Consider the following 19,891-nt stretch of genomic DNA (forward strand, 5'->3'; position numbering starts at 1 on the left):
ATGACCTTCTTCGTGATCGCCGAGGGCGTGATCTCTTTCCTGCTGGTGGCTGGCGGCGTGTTCGCCTTTACCGGCTCGCTCGGCATGTTGCAGTTCAAGGATTTCTTCATGCGTCTGCATGGTCCCACCAAGGGCACCACGCTGGGGATTGGCTGCGTGTTGATCGCCTCGATGATCTACTTCACCCTCACCCAGCGCGAACTGCACGTCCAGGAACTGTTGATCACGCTATTCCTGTTCATCACTGCTCCGGTCACCGGCCACATGCTGGCCAAGACCGGGCTGCACATGCACCTGCGCTTCACCACCGGTACCCGCGGCTCGGTGCCGGAATTCCGCGACGAGGACGTGGGCCAGAGCCGTGTGACAAGGCCCGCCCGTGCCAGGCACCCCTGGAAGTCTCGCAAGCAGAAGCGGCCTCGCCTGTTCCGCTGAGACGACCGGCGCTGGGCCGGTTCCGCCTGGCACCTCCCGCAAGGCGTCGCATGCGCTGCGCTGTCATTGCGGCTCAACCCAGCCAGCCGCCCAGCTCATTCTCGGCGATTGCCAGCAGCGCTTGGATATGGTCGTCACGATCGTTCAGGCAGGGAATGTAGGTGAATCGCTCCCCCCCGGCGGCAAGGAAACTGTCGCGGATCTCTTCGTTTATCTCCTCGAGGGTTTCCACGCAGTCGGAAGCGAACGCCGGTGAAAGCACTGCGATGTGCTTCTTGCCCTGACGCGCCAGTTCCGCCACATGATCCACGGTCTGCGGCCCAACCCATTCCTCGGGGCCAAACTGCGACTGGAATGCGGTCTGGATGGCACCTTCCTCCCAGCCCAACCGCTCACGCAGCAGCCGGGTGGTCTTCTGGCACTGGCAGTAGTAGGGGTCGCCCTCGAGCAGGAAACGCTTGGGCACGCCGTGATAGGAAGTCACCAGCACCTCCGGCGGCGTATCCGCAGCAGCGTACTTTTCACGTACTGAGTTGGCCAGCGCCTCGAGATAGGCCGGATGCTCGAAATAGGCCGGCACGGTGCGCAGCGCCGGCTGCCACTTCAGCTTCATCAGGCTGCGGAAAGCGTGGTCGTTGGCCGTGGCCGTGGTCGGCGAGGCGTACTGGGGGTAGAGCGGGAAAAACAGGATCCGATCACAGCCGGCAGCCTGCATCCGGCGCAGCACGCTGTCGGTGGAAGGGTTGCCGTAGCGCATGCAGAAATCCACCAGAACCCGCTCGCCATGACGTTGCCGGAGCGCCTCGGCCAGCTTGCGGGTCTGATCCCGCGTGATGGTCAGCAGCGGACTTTCGTCCTTCTCCTTGTTCCAGATACTGCGATAGGCTTCGCCCGACTTGAACGGACGGCGAGTGAGGATGATCAGTTGCAGCAACGGTTGCCACTTCCAGCTCGGGTAATCCACGACCCGCTTGTCGGAAAGGAACTCATTGAGATAACGCCGCATCGACCAGTAGTCGGTGTCGTCCGGCGTCCCCAGATTGGCCAGCACGACGCCGATCTTGGACCGAGGGATCGCGGGATGCCGTGCCGGAGTATGGGCGGAACCTTGGCACTCCGACGAGCCCGATTCCACTTGCGATGCGGCCATGCGCTGCGCTCCTCGTGACGAAAGACTAGGAGCAGCCATTGTATCAGGCGCAAGCCTGGCCAGGGCATCAAGCTATACTATGAAACCAATTTGTATAACTTGGATCAAGGTTGGCACCCTGCGCAGCATGGCCAAGCATAGCCAGTGTCGGGTAGAGCCTAGAAGACCAGCGGCATGCGTGACGTCAGCGGATCGTGATAATGCGTCTCACGGCCGATGACCTCGTCCTGCGGTACGTGCTGAACCAGGAAGGCACGATGGATGCCGGCGCGCTGCAGTTCGAGATAGACATCCTCGAGCGAGCGAAACACCGTGGGCTTGCCGCGGCGGGTCAGCAGGTGGCGTCCCCCTTCCATGTCCTCCAGCTCCACTTGGTAGCAGTGGCTGCCGGAGTGAGTGATGACTCGCACCTCGAAATTGTCGTGACGGGTGGCGAAGTGTTTCAGCTGTTCGAATTCCATGGTTCCCTCCATGTCCTGGAATTGTTTCATTGGCGTATGCGAGATATGCGTCGGGCACAGCATGACTGTGCCCGATGAGATTTGCATGACGTCAAGATATCGTTTTTGTGACAGCGATGGCGCGCAGTGGTTCCGTGACTGCGCGCCTGGCGGCTACTGGTAGGCGGAGGGATCGATCGCCTTGGCCAGGGAGTTACGGTCGACCCACTTACCCGCCTTGGTCTCCTTGTAGCGGAACACCACGCGGTCGCCTACCGCCACGGCGAGCTCGGCATCCTCGGTCTGGTAGCTGTATGCCTCACCCTCGACGACCAGGTGAAAGCGATAGAGATCCGGCATGCCCAGCCACTCCTTGAACGGCCCTTCGCGCTCCAGCGACTGGAGCTCGCCGCGCGCTTCCAGCTTGGGGGTGCGCTGGCGCTTGCCGCGCCGAAATCCGCCTGCCATGGTCACTCCTCGCTTTTCGTCTATCGGGGGCTCGGCATTATACGGGGCCGCACGCTAGGCTCAAGCGCCGCCGGGCCTCACTCGCCGAATGCCTCGCCATAGCTGTCCGGCGCCAAGTCTTCGAAACGGGTGTACTTGCCGATGAACGCCATGTGCACCGTACCGATGGGGCCGTTACGCTGCTTGCCGATGATCAGCTCGGCCAGCCCCTGGTTGTCCGGGTTATCCGGATTGTAGACCTCGTCACGATAGACGAAGGCGATCAAGTCGGCATCCTGCTCGATGGCGCCGGACTCGCGCAGGTCCGACATGACCGGGCGCTTGTTGGGTCGCTGCTCCAGCGAGCGGTTGAGCTGGGAGAGTGCCACCACCGGGCAGCCGAACTCCTTGGCCATGCCCTTCAGCGAGCGAGAGATCTCCGATATCTCGCCGGTGCGGTTCTCCGAAAAGCCGGGGATCTGCATCAACTGCAGGTAGTCGATCATCACCAGAGCCAGGTTGCCGTGCTCGCGTACCACCCGGCGGATGCGTGAACGCATCTCGTTGGGTGATAGCGCCGCAGTATCGTCGATGAACAGTTGCTTGTCCTTGAGCAGGTTGACCGCCGAGGTCAACCGCGGCCAGTCCTCGTCCTCGAGCTGACCGGTACGTACCCGGGTCTGGTCGATACGCCCCAGCGACGACAGCATACGCAGCATCAGCGATTCGGCAGGCATCTCCATGGAGAACACCATCACCGGCCGATCACTGGCGATGACGGCGTGCTCGACCAGATTCATGGCGAAGGTGGTCTTACCCATTGAGGGTCGCCCGGCGATGATCACCAGATCGGAGGGCTGCAGCCCCGAGGTCATGTCATCGAGGTCGCGAAACCCCGTCGACAGGCCAGTCATCTCGCCCTTCATGTTGAACAGCTCGTCGATGCGATCCACCGCCTTGGCCAGCAGTTCGCTCATGCCGATCGGCCCGCCCGACTTGGGACGCTCCTCACTAATCTGGAACACCAGCCGCTCGGCCTCATCGAGCAGCTCGTCGGCAGGACGGCCCTGGGGGCTGAAGGCACCATCGGCGATCTGGTTGGCGGCACGGATCAGCTTGCGCAGCGTGGCCCGTTCACGAACGATGTCGGCATAGGCGCGGATGTTGCTCGCCGAGGGCGTATTGCGGGCCAGCTCGGCCAGATAGGCGAGGCCGCCCACGGTATCGAGCTGGTCGCGCCCCTCCAGCGCCTCGGAAAGCGTGATCACGTCGAGCGGCTTGCCCGCTTCGGCAAGGCCGCTCATGGCGTTGAAGATCAGGCGATGCTCGTAGCGGTAGAAGTCGTCGGCCACCAGCCGGTCGGCGACGTTGTCCCAGGCCTGGTTGTCGAGCATCAGGCCACCCAGCACCGACTGCTCGGCTTCGAGCGAGTGCGGCGGCACCTTGAGCGCAGCGGTTTCCTGATCGAGCTCGAGCGTGTCGTTCATGGTGTGGCAACCTTGATGGCAACGGGCCGTGCCATTCTACCCGATGCCCGGAGCCCGCCCTACCTCTCGAATCGACAAAAACCGCAACCGGTATCGGTCGCGGCAAAGGATCGAAAAGGAAAAGGGCACAGGGAAAGCTCCCCGCGCCCCCTTGGCGTCATTGTCGGCTCGGATGAAGCCTGACGCTTACCTTACTCGGCGACCACGACCACACGAACGGTGGCGTCGACTTCGGCATGCAGGTGCAGGTCGATGTCGTACTCGCCGGTCTGGCGAATCGGACCTTCCGGCATGCGAACTTCGCTCTTGGCGACTTCGATACCAGCCTGGCCCAGCGCCTCAGCCAGGTCACGCGGGCCGATGGAGCCGAACAGCTTGCCTTCGTCACCGGCCTTGGCGACCAGCGACAGTTCGATCTCGGCCAGTTGGGCGGCACGGGACTCGGCGATCGCCTTGCGCTCGGCGGCCTGGGCCTCGAGCTCGGCGCGCTGCGCCTGGAAGGCCTCCAGGTTGTCCTTGGTGGCCGGCACGGCCAGACCGTAAGGTACCAGGTAGTTACGGCCATAGCCGGGCTTTACGGTAACCTTGTCACCCAGACCGCCCAGCTTGCCAATGTTGTCGAGCAGAATGACTTCCATCTCGTTAACCTCTTGTCAGTCGCTGCGAGAGGCCAGACGGCCGCGGAAATCCACGAACACGTCGATGAAGGCCGCCAGCAGCACGATCAGAATCATGGGCCAAGTGGTGATCAGCAGCACGTAGAACGCGATCAGCCACAGCCCGTTCATACCCTTTATTCCGATGAAGCCATGCACCAGCGCGATGCCTGCTACCAGCAGCGGCACCCAGACCAGCATGGAAAGCGACGGCAAACCCAGCACCATGCCCATCACGCCGAGCAGGACCAGCACCCCCAGTTCGCGCGGCGCCAGGCGCAGTGCATGGAACTCCTCGCGGAATCCACCGGGGTTGTAGAGCCCTGCCTGCCAGGCTCGCGCCAGCGCCAGGCAACCGATCGCCGCGATCAGCACGACCAGACCGGTGATGCCACCGATCAGCACCCTTGCCAGCTCCTCGGTGTCGAAGCCCTGTCGCGCCAGCTCGGTGAGCATGCGGTCGATCTCGGCCGACCCTTGGCGCAGTTGCTCCAGTAGCGGCCCGGTGCCGCCCGGCGGCACGAAGATGCCGAGCTGTACCATGGCTGCCGCGACCAGCGTGCCGACGATCAGCGCCTCGCTCCAGCGCATGCGCGAACGCAGCACCACGGCCATCAGCGTCACCAGCAACACGCTGGCCAGCGGAATGGCATCGCCCTGGGTCCACCACCAGCCGGCGGGAACGGCAGCCGCCACCAGCACCGGCAGCGCCGGTGACAGGCCGCGACGCAGCGTGACCAGGGCCACGATGGCGCCACTGAACCAGAACAGCCAGGGCACAATCGCCGCCAGCGCCGCCCCGCCTGCGGCGTAAGGCATGCCGCGCATTAGCCATCGGGCAATCGGCAACATCGAATCAGCGGCTTACTGGTGGCTGTCGGTGTAGGGCAACAGAGCCAGGTAGCGCGCGCGCTTGATGGCGGTGGCCAGCTGGCGCTGATAACGGGCCTTGGTACCGGTAATGCGGCTGGGTACGATCTTGCCGGTTTCGGTGATGTAGGCCTTGAGCGTGTCCAGATCCTTGTAGTCGATCTGCTTCACGCCTTCAGCGGTGAAACGGCAGAACTTGCGACGGCGGAAAAAGCGTGCCATGAAAAGACTCCTTGGTACGTGCGATCAGTGGGCTTCGGCAGTTTCTTCGGCGCGCGGCTTCTCGTCGCGGCGCGCACGCTTGTCGTCTGCCGGCTTCATCATCGGCGAAGCTTCGGTGATGGCTTCCTTGCAGCGCACCACCAGGCTGCGAATGATGGCGTCGTTGAAACGGAAGATATTCTCGATCTCCTCGAGAGTCTCGCCGCTGCACTCGACATTCATCAGCACGTAGTGAGCCTTGTGGATCTTGTTGATCGGGTAGGCCAAGTGACGGCGGCCCCAGTCCTCCAGGCGATGTACGGTGCCACCGCTCTCGGTGACGATGCTGGAGTAACGCTCGACCATGGACGGCACTTGCTCGCTCTGGTCCGGATGGACCATGAACACGATCTCGTAATGACGCATGGGATCTCCTTTCGGGTTGGCAGCTTCCGCGTGACACCTGTTCCATACGGGACCGGCGCTCAAGGGAAGCAAGGAGGTGATAGTAAAATAGCAACACCCGCTCACGTAGGAACGGGCGCCTGCATTCTAGTGATCCACACCGCCACTTGCAAGACGGTACTGTCGCTCGGCATTAGCCACCGGCAATGAGGCGGCGTTGGCGCACCGCCTCGAACAGGCAAATGCCGGTGGCCACCGAGACGTTGAGGCTGGAGACGCTGCCAGCCATGGGCAGCTTGACCAGGCCATCACAGGCCTCGCGGGTCAGGCGTCGCATCCCCTTGCCTTCGGCCCCCATCACCAGCGCCGTGGCGCCGCTGAATTCGGCATCGTAGAGCAGCGTCTCGGCCTCGCCTGCAGTGCCGGTGATCCACACGCCGAACTCCTTGAGCCGGGCCAGAGCACGGGCCAGGTTGGTCACTTGATAGACCGGCACGCTCTCGGCGGCACCGCAGGCCACCTTGCGCACCGTGGCGTTGAGCGGCGCGGCCTTGTCCTTAGGTACGATCACGCCGTGCACACCGGCGGCATCGGCACTGCGCAGACAGGCGCCGAAGTTGTGCACGTCGGTAACGCCATCAAGTACCAGCAGCAGAGGCGGAGCCTCGTGAGGCCAGGCCTCGAGCTTGAACCATAGCGCCGCTTCGCTCTCGAAGGCGAGCGGCGCGGCGAAGGCGATGACGCCTTGGTGAGCAGCTTCCTGAGCCAGGCGATCCAGTTCTTCACGCGGATGCGCTTCGATCCGAGCCCCGCCACGGCGGGCCTGGTCGACCAACTCGGCGAGACGCTGCTGCGCCTCGCCCTCCTGGACCCACAGCGCCTTGGGCGTCTCACCGCGCGCCAGCAGGGCACGCACCGCATGCACCCCGAACACCGCGTCGAGTCCGCCTGGCGTACCTGGCTGAATGGATGGGTGGCGTGCCGCTCTCTTCCGGCCGCTATCGCGCCTCGGCCCTTTGCGTCCTTGCACCATCAGCCGCGCGACCTCGAGCGGCGCGGGCCGCGACGGCGCTTGCCGCCCTTGCCCTTACCGCTCTTGTCGTCCGCCTTACCCTTGCCGGCGTCAGGCTTGGCTGTGAAAACCGCCTCGCTCTCGCCACGGCGCTTGCGCGGTTGACGCTTGGGCCGCGGCTTCTCGTCCTCGAGCACGAAGTCGATCTTGCGATCATTGAGATCCACTCGCGCTACCTGCACCGTGACACCATCGCCGAGGCGATAGCTCATGCCGGTACGCTCGCCCTTCAGGCGGTGCTTCTCAGGCTCGTAGTGGTAGTAGTCGGAGGGCAGCGAGGTGACGTGCACCAGCCCCTCGACATAGACCTCGTCGAGCCGCACGAAGATACCGAACTGGGTCACCGAGGCGATGGTGCCCTCGAAGACCTCGCCGAGCTTGTCGGACATGAACTCGCACTTGAGCCAGTCTTCCACGTCGCGGGTGGCGTCGTCGGCACGTCGCTCGGTCATCGAGCAGTGTTCACCGAGCTCGAGCATCTGCTCAAAGGTATAGGGCGCCCACTTGCTCGGCGGCTCCACCTTGGCGCCTTCGGCGCGCAGCACGGTATTGGTCTGGCGCGGCCCACGGATTACCGAGCGAATCGCCCGGTGTACCAGCAGATCGGGGTAGCGCCGAATCGGCGAGGTGAAATGAGCATAGGCCGGGTAAGCCAGGCCGAAGTGACCTTCGTTGTGCGGCGAATAGACCGCCTGGCTCATCGAGCGCAGCATTACGGTCTGGATCACGTCGGCGTCCGGGCGCCCGCGAATGGCTGCGGCCAGCACTTGGTAGTCCTGCGGCGTGGGCTCGTCGCCACCGCCCACCGAAAGCCCCAGCTCGTTGAGGAACAGGCGCAGCTTGTCGAGTCGCTCCGGCGAAGGACGCTCGTGGATGCGATAGAGTGCCGGCAGGTCGTGCTTGTCGAGGAAGCGGGCGGTGGCTACGTTGGCCGCCAGCATGCACTCCTCGATGAGCTTGTGGGCATCGTTGCGGCTTCGAGGCACGATCTTCTCTATCTTGCGCTCTTCGTTGAAGACGATCGCCGTTTCGGTGGTCTCGAAGTCGATCGCGCCACGCTCCTCGCGTGCTTGACGCAGCACTTTATAGAGCTGGTGCAAATCCTTGAGCGGCTTGACCAGATCGCGATACTCGCGACGCAGCGCATCGCCCTCGGGGTCGTCCTCGTCGAGAATCGCCGCTACCTTTGTGTAGGTGAGCCGGGCATGGGACTGGAACACGGCTTCGTAGAAGCGGTAGCGGCTGATCGCACCACTCTTGGAGATGTTCATCTCGCACACCATGGCCAGGCGGTCGACGTGCGGATTGAGCGAGCACAGCCCGTTGGAGAGCAGTTCCGGCAGCATTGGCACCACCTGCCCGGGGAAATAGACCGAGTTGCCGCGGCGTATCGCTTCCTCGTCGAGCGGGCTACCCGGGCGCACATAGTGCGACACGTCGGCAATGGCAACGATCAGCTTCCAACTACCGGCCTTGGTCTTCCAGGCGCATACGGCGTCGTCGAAATCCTTGGCGTCATCGCCGTCGATAGTCACCAGCGGCAGGTGACGCAGGTCGATGCGATGCTGCTTGTCCTGTTCGGCTACCTCGGCGGACATCTCGGCGATCTGGTCATGCACCTCGGGAGGAAATTCGGCCGGGATCTCGTAGCTGCGGATGGCGATGTCGATCTCCATGCCGGGATCCATACGCTCGCCCAGCACTTCGACCACCTCTCCCACCGGCTGTACGCGGGGTTCGGGCTGCTGCACGATTCTGGCCGACACCACCTGGCCGTCGCGCGCCCCACCGCAGGCGCTGTGGGGAATGATCACCTCCTGGGTGATGCGCGGATTCTCGGGGATCAGCACGCCGAACTCGGAGGTATTCTCGCGATAGACACCGACGATGGTCTGGGTATTGCGCGCCAGCACCTCGGCGATGGTCGCCTCGTCGCGGCCGCGGCGGTCGCGACCGCTGATGCGCACCAGCACATAGTCGCCATGAAAGACCCGACGCATCTGCCGCGGCGGCAGCACCAGGTCGGGCTTCTTGCCGTCATCGCGCAGCACGAAGCCGAAGCCGTCGCGATGGCCCAACACCTTGCCCTTGATCAGGTCGAGCTTGTCGATCAGGGCATAGGCCCCGGCACGGTTGCGCAGCACCTGGCCGTCACGCTCCATCGCGGCCAGCCGGCGACGCACGGCCTCCTGCAGTTCCTCGTCATCGAGGCCCAGCATACGGCTCATCTTTTCATGGGTGATCGGCTTACCGTACTCTTCCAGGCGGGCCAGCAGGTACTCGCGGCTGGGCGCCGGCTTGTCGTACTTGTGGGCCTCGCGGCTGGCATGAGGGTCGTCGCTGAGCGTCCAATGAGTCATGCGTGGGGCATCCTTGACAACGGGAGCAGCGTTCCGGGAAGGGCGCGGGCAAGAGACCGCGTGCGTAGGGTGTTGCTAATGAAGTCGTTTGTCATGCCCGCAGTATAGCGCCGGTGCCGGTTTGGCCCAACCATGGCGGAGCGATGCAGGAAACAAACGAGACAAAATCATGCTTCAAAGCATCCCCTCGACAGCCCCAGGAACGGGGGAAATTTCGCCGGGCGCTCTTGCATTGAGCCACAGTTTGGGTAAGATACGCGTCGCCTGCCCAGATGGCGGAATTGGTAGACGCGCTAGCTTCAGGTGCTAGTGTCCTTACGGACGTGGAGGTTCAAGTCCTCTTCTGGGCACCAACGCTTCCTGCGGAAGCGCTGGTCGGGTCAGGCACCCTCGCTCTTTGTCAGCTCGACTCGCTCGTGTTCGCCCAGGTGGCGGAATTGGTAGACGCGCTAGCTTCAGGTGCTAGTGTCCTTACGGACGTGGAGGTTCAAGTCCTCTCCTGGGCACCATCCCAGACACGCGAACACGATGGCGATGACGACAACGGCATGATGCGCCCAGGTGGCGGAATTGGTAGACGCGCTAGCTTCAGGTGCTAGTATCCTTACGGATGTGGAGGTTCAAGTCCTCTCCTGGGCACCACCGCTCTTTCGAGCGGATCGTGTCATGCAAGTTGAAAGACCCTCAGAGTGATCCAAAAAACCGCGACCGATCGCGGTTTTTTTGTGCCTATCAAAAACGCGATGGCAGGCGGGCTACCTCTTCGAGCGCCCATCCCTCTGCAATCACCTCTCCTTCCAGCGCCTCGGCTACCTCCTCGGGCAGGCGCGGGAAGAAGTTCAGTCCGGTACGCGCCTCCACCTCATCGATGCTCACCAGGTAGTCGTCCAGCGGCTCGTCGCCGCGCACCTCCTGAGGCATGATGAAGGCCAGCGCCATGGGCTCCTCGGCCGGCACTACGATGATCTTGTAGAAGGCTTCGGGAATCTCGACCAGACCGACCCGGTTGGTCACGTTGTCGAAGAACCGCTCCGGGAAAACCGGCCCGGTAATCACCTGCACCACGCCGAAACGTGGCACGAAGTGGTCGATCACCACCTCTTCGAGGCGCTGCCACAGCCGCCGGTTGAGATCCGGCCGCTGGGGCGAGATGTTACTCATCAGGAACGACTGCTCCTGGGCTTGACGCCCATGCACTACGGCGATGGCGTAGTTGGGCGCCAGATGGCCGCGGTCGTAACCGCTGCCGAAATAGCTGTCGGCGGCAATTGGCCACAGGGTGCGCCAATCCTGCCGAAAATCGGGCCTGGGGCCGGACCTTGGTTCCTCCACCTCGTGAAGCAGGTAACTCACCCACAGCGGATTGACCCGCACGTCCGACCAGCCCACCAGGAAGCCGTCGTTACGTAGTACGCGATGCAAGGTCAGCGGCGTCAGGTTTTCCCAGGTGGGCACACCCATCCAACTGAGCTGGTCGCGGTACTCCTGCTCCTGAGTGTACCACAGGCCACTGCCGACCGCGACGAAAACGAGAGTGATGGCAAACTGGCGAGTGCGTGAGCGCCAGCGTGACAGCGGCGAGCTACGCCGCCTGCGGCGTGAACGTGCAAGAGCCATGAGTCGATCCAGAGGGTACCACTGCCAGCGTCCTGAGACGCCGGCATCGAGTTACGTCATGAAGAGGGCTCGTTGGGCTACCAGCCCAGCGAGAACATGGTTTCGAGGTCGTGTCGGGAGTGCACCTGCATGGCGTTCAGGGTTTCGGTGTCACGAATACCCTCGACGGCATTGAGACGTTCAGTCACCAGTTCGGCCAGGCTCTCGAAATCCGGAGTGCGGGCGATGGCCACCAGATCGTAGCGGCCGCAGGTGGAGTAGACCTCGCTGATCCCCTCGACATCGGCAAGCCGCTCGGCCACCGCCTTGACCTGGCCCTTCTCGGTATTGATCAGGATCACGGCATTCTGCATCGGGCTCTCCCTTTGTCTTGCCCCCAGTCGGGTTCCACCGCGGCAGGCATTGGCCGCGACCTGGCGCGAGTATAACAGGCAGGTCGCGGCGGCTGAATCGTCTCGCGCCCTCAGAGACAGGGAGGCAGGAATATTATCGGATAGCCCACGAACAGGGTGCCACCTGCCGAGAACAGGAAGATCCCCGCCGAGGCGTAGGCGAAGAAGCGCTCACGCCGCGGCTCGGCCCTCCTCCCCGCCGCCACGCTGGCCCAAGTCAACCCCGACAGCAGCAGCGTGGTGAAGAGCGTGGCCAGCCCCACCCCGATATTGATGCCGGTCAGCATGTCGCGTTCGGGATCGGGCGGCGCCACCGAACAGGCCACCGAGAGACCGGCATAGATCGCCACGAACCAGATACCCCAGATGGTAACACCACTGACCAGGTGGATCGGGTGGGTCAGTCTCAATAGCTGTTTCATGTCCCACCTCCCAGGATCGTCGGCATGGCCCAGATGGCCACGAACAGGACCCAGTAGACCACCAGGTGGTAGTACCAGAAGCGCAGCACTACCACCGGCTCCAGGGGCGCGTGCACGCCGACGAAGCCATAGCCTACCCGCAGTCCTTGCAGCAGGCACAGCAGGCCACCCAGCAGCGCGTGGATCAGTACGTAGAGCAACGCCACCAGCAGCGTGGCATCGTGGGCGGTCTCGGTGGGCGCCAGCTCCGCCTGCCAGATCACCGCCGCAAGCAGCACCGTTTGCAGCGCGCCCAAGCCGGCCGCCAGGTACATGCCACCGCCGAGCCCGGCATCGTTGTCTCGCCGCAGGCGGCGTACCAGCCTGGCCAGCCATGCGGAGCCCAGCGTCAGGGAGACACCCGCTCCCACCAACATCGACGGCGAGAGAGGCGAGGTTTCCGGCATCTGCCACTCGGGGGCCACGGTCCACAGGTAAAACCAGCCGAACAGCAGCGAGAGGAACAGCGAACCGTTGGCCAGATGCGTGACCGACATGGTCCACACCCCGGGGCCGTTCATGGTGCGCGAATGCAGCGGCGGCTGGCCGGGCGACACCGTAGAGTCGGGCGCCGCCCTGGGATGAGCGCCGTTCTCCCACGACCAGCGCAGCAGCAAGACGACGGCCACCAGCGTGGCCACGGCCGCCAGCGGGTAGATTCGAATCAGCAGGCAGACGCAGACCATCGCCAAGGCCAGGGCGGCGAAAAACGGCCACCAGGAGTTGGTGGGTAGATGGACGACTTCGCGCAGCTTGCCGGTCAGCGCATCGCTGCCCCAGGTCTCGCGCCGGCCATGGTCGATGGTGCTGAGGCCATGGCGCCCCTCGGTGATGGTGCGCGGCAGTTCCGGGTCGTCCCATAACGGGTGGCGGGTATCCAGCCGCGGTAGGCTGACGAAGTTATAAGGCGTTGGCGGCTTGGACATGGCCCACTCCAGGCCGTCGGCATTCCACGGATTCTGCGACGCTTTTTTGCCGAAGCGGAAATGCAGTGCCACGTCGAGGATCAGCAGCGCCACGCCGGCCGACATCATGAACCCGCCAACGGAAGAGATCAGATTGTAGATGTCCCATCCCATGGCAGTGTCATAGGTGAATACACGCCGACGCATGCCCAGCAACCCCGTCCAGTGCATGATCAGGAAAGTGAGGTTGAAACCGAGGAAGATCAGCCAGAAGCTCCACTTGCCCAGCCGTGCGGAAGGCATGCGCCCCGATACCAGCGGTAGCCAGTAATAAAGCCCGGCGATCAGCGGAAACAGCATGCCGCCCACCAGCACGTAGTGCATGTGCGCCACTACGAAGTGCGTATCGTGGACCTGCCAGTTGAACGGCACCAGTGCCAGCATCACCCCGGTCAACCCTCCCAGTACGAAGATCACCAGAAAACCGATGATCCACAGCATCGGCAGCGACATGACCGGTCGCCCCAGCCACAGCGTGGAAAGCCAGACGAATATCTGGATACCGGTGGGAATCGCAACCAACATGCTGGCTGCCGAGAAGAAGGCCAGCGCCAGCTGCGGGATACCCAGGGTGAACATATGGTGCACCCACAGCCCGAAGCTGACGAAGCCCATGATGACGATCGCCGCCACCACCCAGCCATAGCCGACGATGGGACGCCGGGCGAAGACCGGGATCAGGGTGGAGACGATGCCGGCCCCCGGCAGGAAGATGATATAGACCTCGGGATGGCCGAACAGCCAGAACAGGTGTGCCCACAGAACCGGGTCGCCACCGCCGGCCACGTCGAAGAACGGCATGCCGGTGGCGCGCTCCAGCTCGAGCAGGATGCTGCCGAGAATCAGCGGCGGGAAGCCGACCACGATCATCAGCGCCATGGCCAGGATATACCAGGCGAACAGCGGCATCTTGTGCAGCGGCATGCCTTCGGTACGTGTGCGCAGGATCGACACCACCAGCTCGACCCCGGCGGAGAGTGCCGAAATCTCCACGAAGGTGATGCCCAGCAACCAGAAGTCCGAGCCGCGCCCGGGCGCATAGTCGCCGCTGCTGAGCGGCGTGTACATGAACCAGCCGCTGGCCGGCGCCATCTCGAACAGCAGGCTCGAGACCAGGATGATGCCACCGAACAGATAGCAGAAGTAGCCGAAGGCGGAAAGCCGCGGACACACCAGGTCGCGCGCGCCGATCATCTTGGGGATCATGTAGATCGCCAGCCCTTCGAGAATGGGGATGGCGAACAGGAACATCATCACCGTGCCGTGCATGGTGAAGACCTGGTTATAGGTCTCGTGCGACATGAAGTCGTTGTCGGGGAAGGCGAGCTGGGTGCGAATCAGCATCGCCAGCAGCCCGCCGATCAAGAAGAAGATCGCCCCGGTCACCATGAAGCGCAGCCCGACGCTGGTGTGATTGACCACGGTCAGGGCACCCAAGCCGCGCGGGTTGGCCCAGACCTCGGCCATGCCCTTGTGCAGGCGACGAACTTCGGGAGTCAGGGTAGCGTCCTTGGTATCGCTCATGGTTCCAACATCTCCAGCCAGGCACCGATATCCTGCAGTGTCTCGGTATCGATATGGTGATGGGGCGGCATCCGATTGCCGGGCTTGAGCGTCTGATGGTGCTGCAGCCAGTAGGCGATGGCGCCCTCTTCCATGGGCAACACACCGGCGCCCAGTGTGGGACGGGAGCCGATGTCGCTGAGGTCGGGTCCACGAATGTCGTGTTCCAGCTCATCGACGACGAGTTCCTCGGGGAAGCCTGCGACGGTGTGGCAGGCGGCACAGTGCTCACCGAAGGCTTCCCGCGCCTGATCGAACCCTTCCTGCGGCACGGGAGGAGCACGTCGCTCGGCCAGCCAGGCATCGTAGGCGTCACGCTCCAGCGCCTCGACGTGGAGCAGCATGTGGGTATGCTGCGCACCGCAATACTCGGCGCACTGGGCACCGAATACGCCGGGCACGTCCGCTTCCAATCGGATGGTGGAATGACGCCCGGGTATCATGTCCCGCTTGCCGCCCAGGCGCGGTATCCAGAAAGCGTGGATGACATCTTCGCTGGTGATGCGGAAGTCGACGGGTTCGCCGGCCGGCATCACCAGCCGGTTGGCAGTAATCACATCGCGCTCGCCCTCCTCGCCGGGATAGCGAATCTCCCACCACCACTGGTGGCCAATCACTTCGATACGCTCGGCTTCGCCCTCAGGGAGTGGCAGGGGCAGCATGCTGCGACCGGTGGGCGCGGCGAACACCAGCAGTGCGACGATGCTGACCACCGGCAACGCTATGCCACCGCCGAGCACCCAACGCAGCATGATGCGCCGCTCCTCGCGAGGCGTCCGCTGCGGCTGTTCGCGACGACGAAAGGTATAGAGCCATAACGCATAGACACTGAGCGAGACGACGACGGTGACGATGAGCATGGCCCACCACACCCAGAACTGGGCTCGGGCCGCCGGGCCGGAATGATCCAGTATCGACATCTCGCCGGCACAGCCCGCCAGCAGACCGCACAGCGGCAGGACACTCCAGACAGGTCGGCGCGAGCGGTTGACCCAATGCCGACCAGGGCGTTGAATGCCAATGAGAGAAATGAACCGATCGCAAAGGACGCGAACATGGCTGACCAACCGAGACGCTCGATCAAAAGCCGCGCCGCTATTGCCGGCCACCCTCTCCACCCCACCCTGGTGCATTTCCCCATTGCCTGCCTGATGCTGGTGGTAGGCAGCGATGCCCTCTTCCTTTATACCGGAGACACGTTCTGGGCACGCTGCAGCCTGTGGCTGGCCGGCATAGGCGCACTGGGCGGTTGGGTAGCCAGCATCGCCGGGCTCGTCGACCTGATCACGGTCAGGCGTATACGCGAGCTGATCCTCGGCTGGAGCCACGCCATCCTGGCGGTGATGATGCTGTCGCTGGCCTCGCTCAACTGGTTGTGGCGTTACCTGCATCCCACCGACCTGCTGCCCTGGGCCGTGGGATTGACGCTGATGACGGCGGGATTGATCGTGCTCGCCGGGATCATCGGCGGCATGCTCGTCTACGACGAGGCGGTCGGCGTCGAAATCGACGACAAGTGACGCAGACCGTGCCTGGCATGTCGAGCTGTGCATCGTGACCTCCTTGTGATGCCTCAATCGAATGGCTTGCTCAGCACCAGCACCAGCACGGCGAGCATTAGCGATGCCGACAAGGCGACGACCACGCCGCTTATCGGTGCCAGGAAGCGGCGCCGGCCACGCTCCAGGCGCACGATCAGGGCACCGCACAGGACATGACACAGCACCATGCCGCTCACCGCCGCCAGCTTCAGCACCAGCCAGCCGCCGGTCAGTTGACCAACGATGAACAGCAGGGTGCCGCTCATGATCGCCAGTAGCGCGAAAGGCGTGGCGACATGGGTGAAGAGAAAACGTAGCAGGGTGGGTGCGGGAACCTCGAAGTCCGTTCCTTCACGCGTTCTGGCGCTCGCCAGCAATAGCGCCGGCAAGTAGAGTAGCGCTGCACACCAGCACAACAGCGTGGCGATGTGCAGAATCTTGATCCACGGCATAACAGCATCCTTGCAGCAGCAGTGTTCCTCTACCCTAACCAAAGTGAAATGATGGCGCCAGTTGGGTCTGAAACGGGTATTCTCATTGGACCGTGTCTAAGCAGGAGACCTTCCCATGGCCAAAAAAGCTTTCATGGCCACAGAACCTTCCAAGTCCAAGCAGAGCCGACGCACCTTCCTTCGCAACGGACTGCTGGGGGTCGCCGCCCTGCCCCTGGGAATCGGCGTCCTGTCACGCCAGGCCTTTGCCCAGAGCCTGCCGAGGCTAGACCCCAGCGATGAGCAAGCCCAGGCCCTGAACTATGTCGAAGCGGCCGAGCAGGCCAGCGATCACCCCGCCTATGAGGAGGGCGAAACCTGCAGTAACTGCATGTTCTTCGAACGGCGCAGCGAAGGCTGCCAGCTCTTTCCCCAGAATAGCGTCGAACCCGGCGGTTGGTGCCAGTCCTGGGTCACCGCAAACTGAAACGGGCCATCCATTCGGCCCGCGTCACCGCTTGCACCTGTCACTCCTTGGCTTCCTCATCGGGGAGCGGCCACTGGTAGCGTCTTACCACCGTGCCCTCCTCGGAGAGCGACTCCAACCGCACCGGGAACCCCCATAGCTGGTGCAGATGCCGAATCACCGGATAGACGCTGCGGCCCATGGGGCGTCGGCTATCCTGCACATGATGCAGGGAGAGAGAGCGATTGCCCCGGATATTGGCCTCGTAGACCTGGATGTTGGGCTCGCGTAACGACAACGCGTACTGCTGTGCCAGCGACTCGCGGATCCGGCGATAGCCACGCTCGTCGTGAATGGCCGTGACCTCCAGCATCTCCTCCTGGTCGTCGTCGACGATGCTGAACAGTTTGAGATCGCGAATTACCTTGGGCGAGAGAAACTGCTGGATGAAGGATTCATCCTTGAAGTTGCGCATGGCGAAATGCACTGCTTCGAGCCAGTCGCTGCCCGCCGTGTCGGGAAACCACTCGCGATCCTCGTCGGTGGGGTTCTCGCACATGCGCTTGATGTCGCTGAACATGGCGAAACCCAGCGCGTAAGGGTTGATGCCATTGTAGAAGGGGCTGTCGAAGCCGGGCTGACTGACCACGGCAGTATGCGACTGCAGGAACTCCAGCATCAGTCCCTCGTCGACTAGCCTCTCGTCGTAGAGTCGGTTCATCAGGGTGTAGTGCCAGAACGAGGCCCACCCCTCGTTCATCACCTGGGTCTGGCGCTGGGGGTAGAAGTACTGCGCCAGCTTGCGCACGATGCGCACGATCTCGCGCTGCCATGGCGCCAGCAGCGGTGCATTCTTCTCGAGGAAATAGAGCAGGTTCTCCTGCGGCTCGGGAGGATAGCGGCCTCCGGCACGCAGGCCCAGCGGATCGTCCTCGGTGTCGGCGCTACCGGCCAGGGTATCCGATTGCGGGCGCCCCGGAATGGTGCGCCACAGCGTGTTGACCTGGGCTTGGAGATACTCTTCGCGCTCCGCCTGGCGGCGCATCTCCTCATCGGCGGAGATCGGCGAAGGCCGCTTGTAGCGGTCCACGCCATAGTTCTGCAGGGCATGGCAGGCATCGAGCAGTTGCTCGACGGCAGCGACACCGTGACGCTCCTCGCACTCGGCGACGTACCGGCGGGCAAAGACCAGGTAGTCGACGATCGAGCTGGCATCCGTCCAGGTGCGGAACAGATAGTTGCCCTTGAAGAAGGAGTTATGGCCGTAGCAGGCGTGGGCCATGACCAGCACCTGCATCATTAGCGTGTTCTCCTCCATCAGGTAAGCGATGCAAGGATCGGAGTTGATCACCAGTTCGTAGGCGAGCCCCATCTGACCGCGCCGATAGGCCTGTTCCACGGCCAGGAACTGCTTGCCGAACGACCAATGATGGTAGCCCACCGGCATCCCCACACTGGCATAGGCATCCATCATCTGCTCGGTGGTGATGATCTCGATCTGGTTGGGATAGGTGTCGAGTCGATACTCGTCGGCCAGCCTGGCCAGCTCATGCTCGTACGCTTCTAGGATCTCGAAGTTCCAGTCGGAACCGGTGGCGATCGGCTTGCGTCGGGTCATGATGCCTCCTCGTCACGTCAATTGGCGGCACGGCGCTTGAACAACTCACGGAACACCGGATAGATATCGCCCGCCTCGACGATCTGGCGCATGGCGAAGCGGTCGGGGTACTCCGCGGCCACTGTCTCGTACTCCTCCCATAGCGCCTGGTGCGCATGGGGTGTGATCTCCACGTAGGTGTAGTACTGCAGCCGGGGCATCAGCGACTTCATCAAACGCTCGCGACAGTTCACCGAATCGTCATCCCAGTTGTCGCCATCCGAGGCCTGGGCCACGTAGAGATTCCACTGGGTCGGTGGATAGCGCCGGGTGATGATCTCGTCGACCAGCGTCAGGGCGCTGGAGACGATGGTGCCGCCGGTCTCACGCGAGTAGAAGAACTCCTCTTCGTCGACTTCCTTGGCCGCGGTGTGGTGACGCACGAAGACCAGCTCGACCTTCTCGTAGTTGCGCTCGAGAAAGAGGTACAGCAGCAGGAAGAAACGCTTGGCAATGTCCTTGTGCGCCTGGGTCATGGAGCCCGAGACGTCCATTACGCAGAACATCACCGCCTTGCTCGAGGGCTGCGGCTGGTTGATCAGGTTGTTGTAGCGCAGGTCGTAGGTGTCGATGAAGGGCACCGCCTCGAGACGTTTCTCGAGACGCTCGATCTCGGCCTTCAGCTCAGCGATCCGTGACGGGTTGCGCAATACGGGATCCTTGCCCTCCTCCTCCTCCAGCGCCTCCATCGCCTCGCGCAGCGCCCGACGGATCGGCGCACGCATGGCGATGCGCCGGGCATAGGCCTCGCGCATGGAGCGCACGATATTGATCCGTGCCGGCACGCCATCGCGGGTCACCCCGGCGCGCACCGGCCTGATTTCGTCCAGGTCCTTGAGGGCCTTACGCTCCAGATGCGGCAGCTCCAGCCCGTCGAAAACGAAGTCGAGGAACTCCTCGCGGGTCAGGGTGAAGGCGAATTCGTCCATGCCCTCGCCCTGGTTGGAGGCATTGCCCTCACCGGAGCCGCCTCCACCGCCGCCCCCACCGGGACGGCGCAGGCGGTCCCCCTCGAGGAACTCCTTGTTGCCGGGGTTGACGATGGTGCGCTTGCCACCCGGGCCATGCTGGAACACCGGCTCCGAGATGTCGCGAGTCGGTATCGAAACCTTCTCGCCGCGTTCCATGTCAGTGATCGAACGTCGATTGACCGCCTCCTCGACCGAGCGCTTGATATGCGCCCGATAGCGGTCGAGGAAGCGCTGGCGGTTCACGGCGCTCTTGTTCTTGGCGTTGGCGCGTCGATCGATGAAATAGGTCATGCCGACCTCCTGG

The 19,891-nt window shown here is 63.3% G+C and carries 21 protein-coding genes and 3 tRNA genes; 6 read left to right on the plus strand and 18 right to left on the minus strand.

Translation table 11 applies throughout. The features are described from left to right. Positions 1–435, plus strand: a complete 435-nt coding sequence (locus HOP51_RS09110; protein ID WP_234273617.1) for a Na+/H+ antiporter subunit G — start codon at positions 1–3, stop codon at positions 433–435. Between the two features lie 73 nt (positions 436–508). On the opposite strand, the gene hemH is transcribed toward HOP51_RS09110, so the two are convergent. The 10 genes from hemH to rnr all read right to left on the minus strand — a co-directional run bounded on the left by hemH (position 509) and on the right by rnr (position 9,523). Then, complete coding sequence (gene hemH / locus HOP51_RS09115) at positions 509–1,585, minus strand: ferrochelatase (protein WP_234273618.1); 1,077 nt, start codon at positions 1,583–1,585, stop codon at positions 509–511. A 158-nt stretch (positions 1,586–1,743) separates the two neighbouring features. Next, positions 1,744–2,046 (minus strand): DUF6482 family protein, encoded by a 303-nt coding sequence (locus HOP51_RS09120; RefSeq protein ID WP_234273619.1) that lies wholly within the window; start codon positions 2,044–2,046, stop codon positions 1,744–1,746. 153 nt (positions 2,047–2,199) lie between these two features. After that, complete coding sequence (locus HOP51_RS09125) at positions 2,200–2,493, minus strand: hypothetical protein (RefSeq protein ID WP_234273620.1); 294 nt, start codon at positions 2,491–2,493, stop codon at positions 2,200–2,202. A 77-nt stretch (positions 2,494–2,570) separates the two neighbouring features. Next, positions 2,571–3,959, minus strand: coding sequence for a replicative DNA helicase (gene dnaB / locus HOP51_RS09130; RefSeq protein WP_234273621.1), 1,389 nt, complete (start codon positions 3,957–3,959; stop codon positions 2,571–2,573). Positions 3,960–4,150: 191 nt separating this feature from the next. Beyond that, entirely contained in the window at positions 4,151–4,597 is a 447-nt protein-coding gene (gene rplI, locus HOP51_RS09135) for a 50S ribosomal protein L9 (RefSeq protein WP_159550042.1), read from the minus strand. A gap of 15 nt (positions 4,598–4,612) precedes the next feature. Then, complete coding sequence (locus HOP51_RS09140; RefSeq protein WP_234273622.1) at positions 4,613–5,467, minus strand: YybS family protein; 855 nt, start codon at positions 5,465–5,467, stop codon at positions 4,613–4,615. Between the two features lie 12 nt (positions 5,468–5,479). Continuing rightward, complete coding sequence (gene rpsR, locus HOP51_RS09145; protein WP_010629658.1) at positions 5,480–5,707, minus strand: 30S ribosomal protein S18; 228 nt, start codon at positions 5,705–5,707, stop codon at positions 5,480–5,482. A 24-nt stretch (positions 5,708–5,731) separates the two neighbouring features. After that, positions 5,732–6,112, minus strand: coding sequence for a 30S ribosomal protein S6 (rpsF, locus tag HOP51_RS09150; RefSeq protein ID WP_159550038.1), 381 nt, complete (start codon positions 6,110–6,112; stop codon positions 5,732–5,734). A gap of 172 nt (positions 6,113–6,284) precedes the next feature. After that, positions 6,285–7,025: a 23S rRNA (guanosine(2251)-2'-O)-methyltransferase RlmB gene (gene rlmB, locus HOP51_RS09155; RefSeq protein ID WP_338073039.1), complete on the minus strand. Its 741-nt coding sequence runs from the start codon at positions 7,023–7,025 to the stop codon at positions 6,285–6,287. Between the two features lie 98 nt (positions 7,026–7,123). Next, positions 7,124–9,523, minus strand: coding sequence for a ribonuclease R (rnr, locus tag HOP51_RS09160; protein ID WP_234273623.1), 2,400 nt, complete (start codon positions 9,521–9,523; stop codon positions 7,124–7,126). 266 nt (positions 9,524–9,789) lie between these two features. Between rnr and HOP51_RS09165 the strand changes: the two genes are divergently transcribed. From HOP51_RS09165 to HOP51_RS09175, 3 genes are all read left to right on the plus strand, one after another. Further along, positions 9,790–9,876: transfer RNA gene (locus tag HOP51_RS09165), tRNA-Leu, on the plus strand. 69 nt (positions 9,877–9,945) lie between these two features. Next, positions 9,946–10,032 (plus strand) — tRNA-Leu (locus HOP51_RS09170). Between the two features lie 46 nt (positions 10,033–10,078). Then, a tRNA-Leu gene (locus HOP51_RS09175) sits at positions 10,079–10,165 on the plus strand. Between the two features lie 90 nt (positions 10,166–10,255). Here the strand turns inward: HOP51_RS09175 and HOP51_RS09180 are convergent. From HOP51_RS09180 to coxB, 5 genes are all read right to left on the minus strand, one after another. Beyond that, entirely contained in the window at positions 10,256–11,140 is an 885-nt protein-coding gene (locus tag HOP51_RS09180; RefSeq protein WP_234273624.1) for a DNA/RNA non-specific endonuclease, read from the minus strand. Between the two features lie 77 nt (positions 11,141–11,217). Continuing rightward, positions 11,218–11,493 carry an Lrp/AsnC family transcriptional regulator gene (locus HOP51_RS09185; protein WP_159550034.1) on the minus strand — a complete coding sequence of 92 codons (276 nt, stop codon included), beginning with the start codon at positions 11,491–11,493 and terminating at the stop codon, positions 11,218–11,220. Between the two features lie 110 nt (positions 11,494–11,603). Next, complete coding sequence (locus HOP51_RS09190) at positions 11,604–11,954, minus strand: hypothetical protein (RefSeq protein WP_234273625.1); 351 nt, start codon at positions 11,952–11,954, stop codon at positions 11,604–11,606. Beyond that, complete coding sequence (gene ctaD / locus HOP51_RS09195; RefSeq protein ID WP_234273626.1) at positions 11,951–14,482, minus strand: cytochrome c oxidase subunit I; 2,532 nt, start codon at positions 14,480–14,482, stop codon at positions 11,951–11,953. The genes HOP51_RS09190 and ctaD overlap by 4 nt, the downstream gene beginning before the upstream one ends. Then, positions 14,479–15,441 carry a cytochrome c oxidase subunit II gene (gene coxB, locus HOP51_RS09200; RefSeq protein ID WP_234273627.1) on the minus strand — a complete coding sequence of 321 codons (963 nt, stop codon included), beginning with the start codon at positions 15,439–15,441 and terminating at the stop codon, positions 14,479–14,481. The genes ctaD and coxB overlap by 4 nt, the downstream gene beginning before the upstream one ends. A gap of 135 nt (positions 15,442–15,576) precedes the next feature. On the opposite strand from coxB, the gene HOP51_RS09205 reads away from it, so the two are divergent. Further along, positions 15,577–16,041: a DUF2231 domain-containing protein gene (locus HOP51_RS09205; protein WP_159550028.1), complete on the plus strand. Its 465-nt coding sequence runs from the start codon at positions 15,577–15,579 to the stop codon at positions 16,039–16,041. A gap of 53 nt (positions 16,042–16,094) precedes the next feature. Here the strand turns inward: HOP51_RS09205 and HOP51_RS09210 are convergent, their stop codons facing one another. Next, entirely contained in the window at positions 16,095–16,514 is a 420-nt protein-coding gene (locus HOP51_RS09210) for a CopD family protein (RefSeq protein ID WP_234273628.1), read from the minus strand. 115 nt (positions 16,515–16,629) lie between these two features. On the opposite strand from HOP51_RS09210, the gene HOP51_RS09215 reads away from it, so the two are divergent. Continuing rightward, entirely contained in the window at positions 16,630–16,980 is a 351-nt protein-coding gene (locus tag HOP51_RS09215) for a high-potential iron-sulfur protein (RefSeq protein ID WP_234273629.1), read from the plus strand. 40 nt (positions 16,981–17,020) lie between these two features. On the opposite strand, the gene HOP51_RS09220 is transcribed toward HOP51_RS09215, so the two are convergent. Continuing rightward, positions 17,021–18,577 carry a SpoVR family protein gene (locus tag HOP51_RS09220; protein WP_234273630.1) on the minus strand — a complete coding sequence of 519 codons (1,557 nt, stop codon included), beginning with the start codon at positions 18,575–18,577 and terminating at the stop codon, positions 17,021–17,023. A 17-nt stretch (positions 18,578–18,594) separates the two neighbouring features. Then, positions 18,595–19,878, minus strand: coding sequence for a YeaH/YhbH family protein (locus HOP51_RS09225; protein WP_234273631.1), 1,284 nt, complete (start codon positions 19,876–19,878; stop codon positions 18,595–18,597). Positions 19,879–19,891 lie beyond the last annotated feature (13 nt).

It is taken from the genome of Billgrantia zhangzhouensis (genome assembly GCF_021404465.1).
In the GTDB taxonomy this organism is placed as follows: Bacteria; Pseudomonadota; Gammaproteobacteria; order Pseudomonadales; family Halomonadaceae; genus Halomonas; species Halomonas zhangzhouensis.